This is a genomic window from Chromobacterium vaccinii (genome assembly GCF_001855275.1).
GTDB classification, from domain to species: domain Bacteria; phylum Pseudomonadota; class Gammaproteobacteria; order Burkholderiales; family Chromobacteriaceae; genus Chromobacterium; species Chromobacterium vaccinii.
The window spans coordinates 2,766,281-2,781,592 of sequence record NZ_CP017707.1 but is presented as its reverse complement, the minus strand read 5'-3'; the positions used below and the strand labels follow the sequence as shown (position 1 = coordinate 2,781,592).

Genomic DNA, 15,312 nt, shown 5'->3' with positions numbered 1-15,312 from the left:
CGTTTTTCGTGGTGAGCGCGCCTGCATGGGGTGAGGGAGAAGAGTAATGTCCTCGCCGCGAGTTCATTTGGTCTGGAGGAAACATGCTGGAAGAAGGCGCAACAGGCGTGTTGGAAGGGCGTGACTGGCAATGCCTGGACTTGGCCGAGCTGCCGGATGACTTGCTGCCCCAGGTGGCGGAGTTGTATGCCAGTCAGGGCTGGGGGGCTTTGGAGACATTCGATCTTGCCACGATGGCGCGCGCTTTTCGCCAGGGATTGGGCGTGTATGCCTATGCGCGAGGCCGGGTATGGGGCTTGGCGCGGGGATTCAGCGATGGCTGGCAAGCGGGATGGCTGGCGGAACTGATCGTGCATCGCGATGCGGCCGGCTGGGGAATAGGTTCCGCGCTGGGCCAGGCCTTTATTCAGCGTTGCGGGGCGGAAACCATTTATTGCGAGGCGTTGAGCGGGCGGGAGACCTTTTTCGAAGGCTTGGGATTCCGCGTCCGGCCGCGTTTGACGGCGATGGCGCGGCGCGAGGGCGTCGCTGTGGATAAAATGCCAGTTTGACTATGGCTGTGGATAAGGTTCGTGCATTCCGACCTGCGCATCGAAAGTTCGCGAAGACACGCGTTTTCGACAGGCCTTGCCGGTTGTCACGCCGGCCGAAGGCGGGGCATCGCCGAATGGCAAACCAACCGGATGTCATTGAAGGTTCTTGCTAGTCTTAATGCATTGGCTTGTCTAAGAGCGGGGATGGCATGAGCGGCATGAGCGGCATGCGCGACTGGAGCGGCGGACGATTCCACTACGCCTGGATCGCCGTCGCCGTCACCTTCCTGGTGATGTTGACTACCGCGGCCATCCGCGCCGCGCCCAGCGTGATGATGGTGCCGCTGGAGCGCGAGTTCGGCTGGAGCCGCTCCGCCATCTCGCTGGCCTTGTCGATCAATCTGGCGCTGTTTGGCCTGATGGGGCCGTTCGCGGCGGCGGCGATGCTGCGCTTCGGCCTCAGGCGCACGGTGTTGTGCGCGCTTGCGCTGCTGGCCGGCAGCGTGGCTTTGTCCACCCTGATGCGCAGCAACTGGCAGCTGCAGCTGCTGTGGGGCGTGATGGTAGGCTGCGCCACCGGCGCCACGGCGATGACGCTGGGCGCGTCGGTGGTCAACCGCTGGTTCGTCCAGCACCGCGGGCTGGCGATGGGTTTGCTGACCGCCAGCTCGGCCACCGGCCAGCTGGTGTTCCTGCCGCTGATGGCCTGGCTGACCGGGCAGCATGGCTGGCGCGGCACGGTGTGGCTGATCGCCGGCTGCATCGTCTGCGTGTTTCCGCTGGTGTGGCTGCTGCTGCCGGAGCGGCCGGCCAGCATTGGCCTGCGGCCGCTGGGCGAGCCGGAGAACGCGCCGCCGCCCGCGGCGGTGCATCATAATCCCATCGTTATCGCCTTCGGCGCGCTGAAAACCGCCAGCCGATCCGGCGATTTCTGGCTGCTGTTCGGCAGTTTCTTCGTTTGCGGCGCCAGCACCAACGGCTATATCGGCACCCATTTCATCGCCATGTGCGGCGATTACGGGCTGACCCCGGTGCGCGGCGCCAGCCTGCTGGCGGCGATGGGCATGTTCGACCTGCTGGGCACCACGCTGTCCGGCTGGCTGTCCGACCGCTTCGCGCCGCAGGCGCTGTTGTTCGTCTATTACGGGCTGCGCGGGCTGGCGTTGTTGTATCTGCCGCATGCGTTCGGCCTGGAATACTTCTACGGCCTGCCGCTGTTCACCCTGTTTTACGGGCTGGACTGGGTGGCGACCGTGCCGCCGACGGTGAAGCTGACCACCGGCGTGTTCGGCAGCGAGCAGGCGCCGGTGGTGTTCGGCTGGATCGTCGCCGGCCACCAGCTGGGCGCGGCGTTCGCCGCGCTGGGCGCGGGCATGCTGCGCAACAGCCTGGGCAGCTACACCGTGGCGACGATGATTTCCGGCGCCTTGTGCCTGCTTGCCGCGGCGCTGGTGCTGCGCATCCGCATCGAGCGCCATCGGCCTGTGCAGGTTTGAGTCGGGTTTCCCGCGCGGAAAAGGTTTTCAGTTTTGCGTCACAGCGCAACGGTATATATTTATTCGGGTCGCGGCGATTTGGAGATGCGCGCGAGGGCGATTGCCGAATAGAGACTGATGCATATCCATCTAAGTAAATACACGTAACAATCAATAAATCATTACTTCAGTTTCAGTTGCTCAGCTATTTACTTTGCGGAAAAACCGTCCATGGTTTGGCGCGGCAATGTGCTGATATCCAATGGAAATGCAGAAGAAGGATTCTCTGCCAAGCGCTCCTCTGGTTACGTTCCCAATTTATCTGTCCATATCGTTTTTCTCTATTAAGGTGTGAATTTTTTGCACTGGTTAAAATTAACGCCCATTTCCTGTCCTTTTTGCCTTATTTTTTTCGGTAAAATTTTAGTTAGAAATAATTCTGGCTTTAGCAAATAGATGACCGATTTCGTCTGCGCAGGCAATGCTTGGCAACATTCCCGCTTGGTGGCAGCCGAGCGGCCAATTTGGCCGATGCCGAGCCTTGACTCTCAGGCGCTTCTCATTCCCCGGCCTATGCGCCGCTCCTCCCGATTTCCGTTGTCCGGCTTGCGTCGATATTTCTTTGCCATTTGTTTCGCCGATTTGCGGCATGCCGCATGGACGCGAATGGCGGGCGATTGGATCGCACAGCAAAAGGAGAGCCATCGCCGCGATGGAAGAGAAGGCTAGGCATGATTCATCAATAAAAAAAGGAACGCAAAGTGGCAGCTTCGCAAAATGGTGTGGACGCGGTATCTGATCAAGATGGCGCATTGGAAGGGACCAAGCAGGCCGATTTGCTGCGTGGAGGCGCGGGCGACGACGTGCTGAACGGTTACGAGGGGGATGACACGCTGCAAGGCGGCGACGGCAACGACACCCTGTTCGGCGATGCCGGCCATAACGTGCTGGAAGGCGGCCGCGGCGACGACAGCCTGGTCGGCGGCGTGGATGGCGATCTCTACCTGTTCAATCTGGGCGACGGCAACGACGTCATCTCCGACAACGCGCTGGAGAAGCGCAACGAGGCCGACGCCAATCCGGCCTACCGCGATGAGCTGCGCTTCGGCGCCGGCATCTCGCCGCAAGACATCGAGCTGCTGCATGTCGGCAACGATCTGGTGTTGCAGCATGGCAATGGCGAGGATTCCGTCACCATCCAGAACTGGTTCGTCGACAAGCGTTACTGGGTGGAGCAGATCCGCTTTGCCGACGGCACGCTGTGGACCATAGATGATCTGGCGCAGCGGGTGATCGTTCAGACCGGCACCGACCGCAAGGAGACGATGTCCGGCTGGATGGGCAAGGACCACCTGATCGGCCTGGCTGGCAACGACACCCTGAACGGCCGCGAGGGCGACGATTGGCTGGAGGGCGGCGCGGGCAACGACAAGCTGCTGGGCGGCGCCGGCAATGACACGTTGCAAGGCGGCGACGGCGACGACTGGCTGGAGGGCGGCAGCGGCCGCAACGTGCTGGAAGGCGGCAAGGGCAACGATACCCTGATCGGCGGCGCGGACGCCGACATCTACATTTTCAATCTGGGCGACGGCGCTGACCTGATTCGCGACGCCGGCGGCGCGGACGTGTCCGTGCAGGACGAAATCCGCTTCGGCGCCGGCATCCTGGCCAAGGACATCACCGTGATCCGCCAGGGTACCAATCTGGTGCTGACGCACGCCAACGGCAGCGACCGCCTGGTGGTGGAAGGCTATTTCGCCAGCCTGGCCAGCCGCATCGAACGCACCGCCTTCGCCGACGGCACGGTATGGACCCAGGCCGATATCCGCATCACCACCACCGGCACCGACGGCGACGACACGCTGGAGGGCTGGGACGGCAGCGACATCCTGATCGGCGGGGCCGGCAACGATGTGCTGATCGGCCACGGCGGCGCGGATACCTTGATCGGTGGCGCGGGCAGCGACACGCTGCATGGCGGAGCGGGAGCGGATGTGTACGTGTTCGAGCGCGGCCATGGCCATGACGTGATCGCCGCGCATGGCGTGGATGTGGCGGTGACGCGGCAGGACGAAATCCGTTTCGGCGCGGGCATCGCGATCGGCGACATCCATGTGGAGCGCGTGGGAGACGACATCGTGCTGGCGCATCTGAACGGCGCGGACTCGGTGACGATACAAGGCGGTTTCAGCGTGGAGCACGGCTGGCAGGGCCGGATCGTGTTCGCCGACGGCAGCGTGTGGAAGGGAGATGAGTTGGAACAGCGTGTGGTTGAGGTGATTGCCGGCAGCGACGAAGACGAAGCGCTGCAAGGCTCGGCGGAAGATAACTTCATCGATGGCGGAGCCGGCAACGATACGCTGGTGGGCGCTGGCGGCAACGACACCTTGAAAGGCGGCTCCGGCAACGACTTCCTGATGGGCAGCACCGGGCGGGATGTATTCGTGTTCGGCCTGGGCGACGGACGGGATACCGTCAACTACGGTGTGGCGGTCGCCAAACTCGCCATGTACAGCAAAGGCGACCAGATCCGCTTCCTGGAAGGCATCCGGGCATCCGATATCTCGGTTTACGCGGTGGGCAAGGACCTGATCCTGCAGCACGTCAACGGCGTGGACAGCATCACCATCAAGAACGGCGCGGTGGAGAAGACCGGCTGGGCCGGCGAGGTGGTGTTCGCCGACGGCACGGCATGGAGCGCGGCCGACGCGCTGGCCAAGGCGGTGGCGGCCACCGGCACGGCGGGCGACGACCAGATCAAGGGCGGCAAGGGCGATGAGTTGCTGGACGGCGGCGCGGGGAACGACACCATCCTGGGCGGCGGCGGCAACGACACGCTGAAGGGCGGCGCCGGCAACGACGTGATCAGCAGCGCCGGCGGCGGCAGCAGCGTGCTGGAAGGCGGCAAGGGCGACGACACCCTGACCGGCGGCGGCCAATCCGACATCTACATCTTCAATCTGGGCGACGGCAACGATGTCGTCATCAACGGCAGCGTCGGCGTCGACATCAAGCACTACAGCGAAATCCGCTTCGGCGCAGGCATCGCAGAGGCCGACGTCAAGGTGGTGCGTGCCGGCAACGACGTGCTGCTCAAGCACATCAACGGCCAGGACTCCATCGTGATCCGCAACTGGTTCCTGGGCGAAGTGAACTGGATCAGCAAGGTGGTCTTCACCGGCGGCGTCAGCTGGACCGGTCTGCAGATCAATCAGTGGAGCAGCGGCATCGTGGTGGGCGGCGCGGGCAACGACGCGCTGACCGGCGGCGCCGGCAATGATCTGCTGGATGGCGGCGACGGCGACGATACGCTGATCGGCGGCGGGGGCAACGATACCTTGAAGGGCGGCGCCGGCAATGATGTGCTGATCAGCGGCGGCAGCGGCGTCAACCTGCTGGAAGGCGGCAAGGGCGACGATACGCTGAAGGGCGGCTCGGCCAACGACATCTACATCTTCAATCTGGGCGACGGCCGCGATGTCATCATCAACAACTCGGTCAGCGTCGGCATCGCCCATCACAGCGAAATCCGCTTCGGCGCCGGCATCGTCGCCGCCGACATCCAGGTGGCGCGCTCCGGCGACGACATCATTCTGCAGCACGTCAACGGTGCCGACGCCATCGTGATCCAGGGCTGGTTCGCCGCGACCGCCGCCCAAGTGGGCAGCGTAGTGTTCGCCAGCGGTGTCAGCTGGACCGCGGCGCAGATCGTACAGTTCAGCCAGGGCATTTTCATCGGCGGCAGCGGCAGCGACACGGTGCGCGGCGGCAAGGGCAATGATCTGCTGGACGGCGGCGACGGCGACGACACGCTGATCGGCGGCGGCGGCAACGATACCCTGAAGGGCGGCGCCGGCAACGATGTGCTGATCGCCGGCGGCAGCGGCACCGCCATTCTGGAAGGCGGCAAGGGCGACGATACCTTGCAGGGCGGCGCCGACAACAATATCTACATCTTCAATCTGGGCGACGGCCACGACGTGGTGGTCAACAACGCGTTGAACGTCGCCGTTGGCGTCAGCAGCGAGATCCGCCTGGGCGCGGGTATTTCGGCCAACGACATCCGCGTGGTGCAGGTGGGCAGCGACCTGGTGCTGCGGCACGTCAACGGCGTGGATTCGATCGCGATCCAGGGATGGTTCCTGGGCGAGGCGCATTGGGTCGGCGGCGTGAAATTCGCCGACGGCGCGGTGTGGACCGCCGCCCAGCTCAACCAGCGCGGCACCGGCGTGGTCATTGGCGGCAGCGGCAGCGACGTGTTGCAGGGCGGCGGCAAGGACAATCTGCTGGATGGCGGCGATGGCGACGACACGCTGATTGGCGGCAACGGCAAGGACACGCTGAAGGGCGGCGCCGGCAACGACGTGCTGATCAGCGGCGCGGGCAGCGTCTCCATCCTGGAAGGCGGCAAGGGCAACGACACGCTGAAGGGCGGCGGCGACCGCGACATCTACATCTTCAATGTCGGCGACGGCCAGGATCTGATCATCAACAACAGCCTGGGCGTCAACGTCAATCACCAGAGCGAGATCCGTCTGGGCGTCGGCATCGCCGTCACCGACATCGTGGTGGTGCAGATCGGCGACGATCTGGTGCTGCAACACGTCAATGGCCAGGACGCGGTGCGCATCCAGGGCTGGTTCGTCAGCGCGGCGGCCCAGGTGGGCAGCGTGGTGTTCGCCGGCGGCGCGGTATGGAGCGCCGTCGAGCTGACCCAGCGCAGCCAGGGCATTTTCATCGGCGGCAGCGGCAGCGATGCGTTCAGCGGCCTCAAGGGCCGCGACAACCTGCTGGACGGCGGCGACGGCGACGATACGCTGATCGGCGGCAACGGCAAGGACACGCTGAAGGGCGGCGCCGGCAACGATGTGCTGATCAGCGGCGGCGGCAGCGTCTCCATTCTGGAAGGCGGCAAGGGCAATGACACGCTGAAGGGCGGCGGCAGCCAGGACATCTATGTGTTCAACCTCGGCGACGGTGGCGATGTCATCATCAACAACTCGGTGAGCGTCAACGTCAGTCACCAGAGCGAGATCCGTTTCGGCGTCGGCATCGTCGCCGCCGACATCACCGTGGTCCAGGTGGGCGCGGACCTGGTGCTGCGCCACGTCAACGGCGTGGACTCGGTGCTGGTGCAAGGCTGGTTCTCCAGCGCGGCGGCGCAGGTCGGCTCGGTGGTGTTCGCCGACGGCGTGGCATGGAGCGCCGTCCAGATCAACCAGTGGGCGACCGGCGTGTACATCGGCACCGATGGCAACGACACCTTGATCGGCCGCGGCGGCAAGGACACGCTGCGGGGCGGCGCGGGCGATGATCTGTTGATCAGCGCCGGCGGTGGCATTGCCGTTCTGGAAGGCGGCAGAGGCAACGATATCCTGAAGGGCAATGCCGGGAGCAATACCTACATCTTCAATCTGGGCGACGGCCAGGATGTGATCATCCATAACGAACTGGGCGTCAGCCTCAGCCTGCATGGCGAAATCCGCTTCGGCGTCGGCATCGCCGTCACCGACATCGTGGTGGCGCGCAGCGGCGACGACATCCTGTTCCAGCATGTCAACGGCAAGGATTCCATCCTGGTCCGCAACTGGTTTGTCGGAGAAGGACACCGCATCGAGCGGGCGGTATTCGCCAATGGCGACAACTGGAACGCGCTGCAGATCGAACAGCGCAGCCAGGGCATCTATATCGGCACCGCCGGCAATGATTCGCTGCAAGGCGGCAAGGGCAATGATCTGCTGGACGGCGGCGAAGGCAACGACACGCTGGTGGGAGGCGGCGGCGCCGACACCCTGCTGGGCGGCGGCGGCAACGACATCCTGATCAGCGCCGGCGGCGGCGTGTCCATCCTGGATGGCGGCAAGGGCAACGACACCCTGCGCGGCGGCGGCGACAAGGACATCTACCGCTTCAATCTGGGCGATGGACAGGACATCATCGTCAACAGCCCGACCCTCCAGACCCAGTCGGCGCACAACGAGATCCGCTTCGGCGTCAACATCGTCGCCAGCGACATCCGCGTGGCGCGCAGCGGCAACGACATCGTTCTCCGCCACATCAACGGCAGCGACTCCATCCTGATCCGCGACTGGTATCTGTCGGAGGGCAACTGGATCAGCCAGGCGGTGTTCGCCGACGGGGTGGTCTGGTCGGCGCACCAGATCGACCAATGGGGCATAGGCGTGGTGACCGGCACCAACGGCGACGACACCCTGATGGGCGGCGGCGTCAGCGGCGTGACCCGATTCGAAGGCGGCAAGGGCAATGACACGCTGATCGGCGGCGACGGCAAGGACATCTTCATTTTCAATCTGGGCGATGGCCAGGACGTCATCCATTACGGCGCGAATAACGGCAATCTGTCCGTTTTCAGCGCGGGCGACGAACTGCGCTTCGGCGTAGGTATCAGCGTCACCGACATCCTGGTGATCCGCAGCGGCGACGACATCCTGCTCAAGCACATCAATGGCGTGGACAGCGTCACCATCAAGGGCGGCTTCACCGACAAGGTGCAGTGGGGCGGCAGCGTGGTATTCGCCAACGGCACGGCGTGGACGGTCAGCGAGCTGATCAAATACGTCGCCGTCACGGTGAATGGCACCGACGGCAACGATACCTTGAACGGCGCCAAGGGCAATGATGTGATCTTCGGCCTGGGCGGCAATGATCTGCTGTCTGGCGGCGACGGCGACGACAGCCTGTTCGGTGGCAGCGGCAACGACACGCTGAGCGGCGGCAACGGCAACGACCTGTTGGAAGGCGGCGACGGCTTTGACGTGCTCAACGGCGACGTTGGCAACGACACGCTGCGGGGCGGCATCGGCAACGATACCCTGACCGGCGGCACCGGCGCCGACCTGATCGAAGGCGGCGACGGCGACGACGTGATCTACGGCGGCGACACCGCCTACAACGGCAACTTCAGCGACGACGCGCGGTACTACCCGGCCACCCACCACTACCAAGGCGCGGAGAAGGACACGCTGCGGGGCGGGGCGGGCAACGACCGGATCGAAGCCGGCAACTGGTGGAGCTACGACCACACCTTCGAAGGCGGCGCCGGCGACGACACGCTGGTGGGCAGCTTCGCGCGCGACCTGTACCTGTTCAACGTCGGCGACGGCAACGACCTGATCATCGACAAGGCCGGCGCGAGCAACAACACCTCCAGCGGCGTCGACTTCCGCGACGAACTGCGCTTCGGTCCGGACATCCAGGAAGCGGACATCCAGGTGGCGCGCGTCGGCAACGACCTGGCCTTCCGCCACGTGAACGGGCAGGACAGCGTGACGGTGAAGGATTGGTTCAACAGCTCGGCGTCCGACGTCAACTGGATCGAGCGGATCACCTTCGCCAGCACCGGCGCGGAGTGGGGCATCGCCGACCTGGAGAAACGGGTGATCGGCTTCGTCGGCGGCGATGGCAACGACAGCATCGACGGCTGGCATGGCCAGGACCATCTGCAGGGCGGAGACGGCAACGACACGCTCTACGGCTACCAGGGCAATGACCTGCTGGAAGGCCAGGGCGGCAATGATCTGCTGTCTGGCGGCGACGGCGACGACAGCCTGTTCGGTGGCAGCGGCAACGACACGCTGAGCGGCGGCAACGGCAACGACCTGTTGGAAGGCGGCGACGGCTTTGACGTGCTCAACGGCGACGTTGGCAACGACACGCTGCGGGGCGGCATCGGCAACGATACCCTGACCGGCGGCACCGGCGCCGACCTGATCGAAGGCGGCGACGGCGACGACGTGATCTACGGCGGCGACACCGCCTACAACGGCAACTTCAGCGACGACGCGCGGTACTACCCGGCCACCCACCACTACCAAGGCGCGGAGAAGGACACGCTGCGGGGCGGGGCGGGCAACGACCGGATCGAAGCCGGCAACTGGTGGAGCTACGACCACACCTTCGAAGGCGGCGCCGGCGACGACACGCTGGTGGGCAGCTTCGCGCGCGACCTGTACCTGTTCAACGTCGGCGACGGCAACGACCTGATCATCGACAAGGCCGGCGCGAGCAACAACACCTCCAGCGGCGTCGACTTCCGCGACGAACTGCGCTTCGGTCCGGACATCCAGGAAGCGGACATCCAGGTGGCGCGCGTCGGCAACGACCTGGCCTTCCGCCACGTGAACGGGCAGGACAGCGTGACGGTGAAGGATTGGTTCAACAGCTCGGCGTCCGACGTCAACTGGATCGAGCGGATCACCTTCGCCAGCACTGGCGCGGAATGGGGCATCGACGACCTGAAGAAACGGGTGATCGGCTTCGTCGGCGGCGATGGCAACGACAGCATCGACGGCTGGCATGGCCAGGACCATCTGCAGGGCGGAGACGGCAACGACACGCTCTACGGCTACCAGGGCAATGACCTGCTGGAAGGCCAGGGCGGCAATGATCTGCTGTCTGGCGGCGACGGCGACGACAGCCTGTTCGGTGGCAGCGGCAACGACACGCTGAGCGGCGGCAACGGCAACGACCTGTTGGAAGGCGGCGACGGCTTTGACGTGCTCAACGGCGACGTTGGCAACGACACGCTGCGGGGCGGCATCGGCAACGATACCCTGACCGGCGGCACCGGCGCCGACCTGATCGAAGGCGGCGACGGCGACGACGTGATCTACGGCGGCGACACCGCCTACAACGGCAACTTCAGCGATGACGCGCGGTACTACCCGGCCACCCACCACTACCAAGGCGCGGAGAAGGACACGCTGCGGGGCGGGGCGGGCAACGACCGGATCGAAGCCGGCAACTGGTGGAGCTACGACCACACCTTCGAAGGCGGCGCCGGCGACGACACGCTGGTGGGCAGCTTCGCGCGCGACCTGTACCTGTTCAACGTCGGCGACGGCAACGACCTGATCATCGACAAGGCCGGCGCGAGCAACAACACCTCCAGCGGCGTCGACTTCCGCGACGAACTGCGCTTCGGTCCGGACATCCAGGAAGCGGACATCCAGGTGGCGCGCGTCGGCAACGACCTGGCCTTCCGCCACGTGAACGGGCAGGACAGCGTGACGGTGAAGGATTGGTTCAACAGCTCGGCGTCCGACGTCAACTGGATCGAGCGGATCACCTTCGCCAGCACTGGCGCGGAATGGGGCATCGACGACCTGAAGAAACGGGTGATCGGCTTCGTCGGCGGCGATGGCAACGACAGCATCGACGGCTGGCATGGCCAGGACCATCTGCAGGGCGGAGACGGCAACGACACGCTCTACGGCTACCAGGGCAATGACCTGCTGGAAGGCCAGGGCGGCAATGATCTGCTGTCTGGCGGCGACGGCGACGACAGCCTGTTCGGTGGCAGCGGCAACGACACGCTGAGCGGCGGCAACGGCAACGACCTGTTGGAAGGCGGCGACGGCTTTGACGTGCTCAACGGCGACGTTGGCAACGACACGCTGCGGGGCGGCATCGGCAACGATACCCTGACCGGCGGCACCGGCGCCGACCTGATCGAAGGCGGCGACGGCGACGACGTGATCTACGGCGGCGACACCGCCTACAACGGCAACTTCAGCGACGACGCGCGGTACTACCCGGCCACCCACCACTACCAAGGCGCGGAGAAGGACACGCTGCGGGGCGGGGCGGGCAACGACCGGATCGAAGCCGGCAACTGGTGGAGCTACGACCACACCTTCGAAGGCGGCGCCGGCGACGACACGCTGGTGGGCAGCTTCGCGCGCGACCTGTACCTGTTCAACGTCGGCGACGGCAACGACCTGATCATCGACAAGGCCGGCGCGAGCAACAACACCTCCAGCGGCGTCGACTTCCGCGACGAACTGCGCTTCGGTCCGGACATCCAGGAAGCGGACATCCAGGTGGCGCGCGTCGGCAACGACCTGGCCTTCCGCCACGTGAACGGGCAGGACAGCGTGACGGTGAAGGATTGGTTCAACAGCTCGGCGTCCGACGTCAACTGGATCGAGCGGATCACCTTCGCCAGCACTGGCGCGGAATGGGGCATCGACGACCTGGAGAAACGGGTGATCGGCTTCGTCGGCGGCGATGGCAACGACAGCATCGACGGCTGGCATGGCCAGGACCATCTGCAGGGCGGAGACGGCAACGACACGCTCTACGGCTACCAGGGCAATGACCTGCTGGAAGGCCAGGGCGGCAATGATCTGCTGTCTGGCGGCGACGGCGACGACAGCCTGTTCGGTGGCAGCGGCAACGACACGCTGAGCGGCGGCAACGGCAACGACCTGTTGGAAGGCGGCGACGGCTTTGACGTGCTCAACGGCGACGTTGGCAACGACACGCTGCGGGGCGGCATCGGCAACGATACCCTGACCGGCGGCACCGGCGCCGACCTGATCGAAGGCGGCGACGGCGACGACGTGATCTACGGCGGCGACACCGCCTACAACGGCAACTTCAGCGATGACGCGCGGTACTACCCGGCCACCCACCACTACCAAGGCGCGGAGAAGGACACGCTGCGGGGCGGGGCGGGCAACGACCGGATCGAAGCCGGCAACTGGTGGAGCTACGACCACACCTTCGAAGGCGGCGCCGGCGACGACACGCTGGTGGGCAGCTTCGCGCGCGACCTGTACCTGTTCAACGTCGGCGACGGCAACGACCTGATCATCGACAAGGCCGGCGCGAGCAACAACACCTCCAGCGGCGTCGACTTCCGCGACGAACTGCGCTTCGGTCCGGACATCCAGGAAGCGGACATCCAGGTGGCGCGCGTCGGCAACGACCTGGCCTTCCGCCACGTGAACGGGCAGGACAGCGTGACGGTGAAGGATTGGTTCAACAGCTCGGCGTCCGACGTCAACTGGATCGAGCGGATCACCTTCGCCAGCACTGGCGCGGAATGGGGCATCGACGACCTGAAGAAACGGGTGATCGGCTTCGTCGGCGGCGATGGCAACGACAGCATCGACGGCTGGCATGGCCAGGACCATCTGCAGGGCGGAGACGGCAACGACACGCTCTACGGCTACCAGGGCAATGACCTGCTGGAAGGCCAGGGCGGCAATGATCTGCTGTCTGGCGGCGACGGCGACGACAGCCTGTTCGGTGGCAGCGGCAACGACACGCTGAGCGGCGGCAACGGCAACGACCTGTTGGAAGGCGGCGACGGCTTTGACGTGCTCAACGGCGACGTTGGCAACGACACGCTGCGGGGCGGCATCGGCAACGATACCCTGACCGGCGGCACCGGCGCCGACCTGATCGAAGGCGGCGACGGCGACGACGTGATCTACGGCGGCGACACCGCCTACAACGGCAACTTCAGCGACGACGCGCGGTACTACCCGGCCACCCACCACTACCAAGGCGCGGAGAAGGACACGCTGCGGGGCGGGGCGGGCAACGACCGGATCGAAGCCGGCAACTGGTGGAGCTACGACCACACCTTCGAAGGCGGCGCCGGCGACGACACGCTGGTGGGCAGCTTCGCGCGCGACCTGTACCTGTTCAACGTCGGCGACGGCAACGACCTGATCATCGACAAGGCCGGCGCGAGCAACAACACCTCCAGCGGCGTCGACTTCCGCGACGAACTGCGCTTCGGTCCGGACATCCAGGAAGCGGACATCCAGGTGGCGCGCGTCGGCAACGACCTGGCCTTCCGCCACGTGAACGGGCAGGACAGCGTGACGGTGAAGGATTGGTTCAACAGCTCGGCGTCCGACGTCAACTGGATCGAGCGGATCACCTTCGCCAGCACCGGCGCGGAGTGGGGCATCGCCGACCTGGAGAAACGGGTGATCGGCTTCGTCGGCGGCGATGGCAACGACAGCATCGACGGCTGGCATGGCCAGGACCATCTGCAGGGCGGAGACGGCAACGACACGCTCTACGGCTACCAGGGCAATGACCTGCTGGAAGGCCAGGGCGGCAATGATCTGCTGTCTGGCGGCGACGGCGACGACAGCCTGTTCGGTGGCAGCGGCAACGACACGCTGAGCGGCGGCAACGGCAACGACCTGTTGGAAGGCGGCGACGGCTTTGACGTGCTCAACGGCGACGTTGGCAACGACACGCTGCGGGGCGGCATCGGCAACGATACCCTGACCGGCGGCACCGGCGCCGACCTGATCGAAGGCGGCGACGGCGACGACGTGATCTACGGCGGCGACACCGCCTACAACGGCAACTTCAGCGACGACGCGCGGTACTACCCGGCCACCCACCACTACCAAGGCGCGGAGAAGGACACGCTGCGGGGCGGGGCGGGCAACGACCGGATCGAAGCCGGCAACTGGTGGAGCTACGACCACACCTTCGAAGGCGGCGCCGGCGACGACACGCTGGTGGGCAGCTTCGCGCGCGACCTGTACCTGTTCAACGTCGGCGACGGCAACGACCTGATCATCGACAAGGCCGGCGCGAGCAACAACACCTCCAGCGGCGTCGACTTCCGCGACGAACTGCGCTTCGGTCCGGACATCCAGGAAGCGGACATCCAGGTGGCGCGCGTCGGCAACGACCTGGCCTTCCGCCACGTGAACGGGCAGGACAGCGTGACGGTGAAGGACTGGTTCACCAGCGACTTCAGCGCGACCAACCAGATCGAACGGATCACCTTCGCCAGCACCGGCGCGGAATGGGGCATCGCCGACCTGGAGAAACGCGCGCTGAAGCGGGAAGGCACGGCCGGCAAAGATACGCTGTACGGCTGGAGCGGGCAGGACAGCCTGATCGGCGGGGAAGGCAACGACGTGCTGAACGGCGGCGCCGGCAACGACACGCTGGAGGGCGGCATCGGCAATGACACCCTCAACGGAGGCGAGGGCAATGACGCCTACCGTTTCGGCCGCGGCGACGGCGTGGACCTGGTGCAGGATTCCGGCGGGCAGGATGCGCTGGAATTCGACAAGGGCGTCAACGCCGATCAGCTGTGGTTCCGTCGCCAGAACAACAGCCTGGAAGTCAGCGTGATCGGCGGCGGCGACAAGGTGGTGGTGGACAACTGGTTCGGCAATGCCGCCAACCAGCTGGAAACCATCCGCTCCGGCGATGGCAAGGCGCTGGCGGCGTCGCAGGTGCAGGCGCTGGTGACGGCGATGGCGGCGTTCAATCCGCCGGCTGCCGGTCAGATGACGCTGCCGGCCGATTATCAGGCCGGCTTGCAGACGGTGATGGCGTCGAGCTGGAAGTAAATAAACAGGTTTGATGCTTGATCGCAAAGCCACGCATGCAGATGCGTGGCTTTTTTTATTGTATTGGCGGCTGGGGAATGGTTGGGGAGATATTTAGAGTTTTAGCTATGTAAGTAATTATACGTATCAACAGCGGCGTGATTTGTGTCGGTCTGGCGA

At 65.1% G+C, this 15,312-nt stretch carries 3 protein-coding genes; all 3 read left to right on the top strand.

Features of this window, described 5'->3' with window-relative positions; all coding sequences use genetic code 11:
- The first annotated feature begins 83 nt into the window (after positions 1-83).
- The 3 genes from BKX93_RS12830 (at position 84) to BKX93_RS25720 (ending at position 15,153) form a co-directional block, all read left to right on the top strand.
- Positions 84-551 carry a GNAT family N-acetyltransferase gene (locus BKX93_RS12830; protein WP_070980105.1) on the top strand — a complete coding sequence of 156 codons (468 nt, stop codon included), beginning with the start codon at positions 84-86 and terminating at the stop codon, positions 549-551.
- Between the two features lie 191 nt (positions 552-742).
- Positions 743-2,029 carry an MFS transporter gene (locus BKX93_RS12825; protein ID WP_244887178.1) on the top strand — a complete coding sequence of 429 codons (1,287 nt, stop codon included), beginning with the start codon at positions 743-745 and terminating at the stop codon, positions 2,027-2,029.
- Positions 2,030-2,769: 740 nt separating this feature from the next.
- Positions 2,770-15,153, top strand: coding sequence for a calcium-binding protein (locus BKX93_RS25720; protein WP_145929312.1), 12,384 nt, complete (start codon positions 2,770-2,772; stop codon positions 15,151-15,153).
- Positions 15,154-15,312 lie beyond the last annotated feature (159 nt).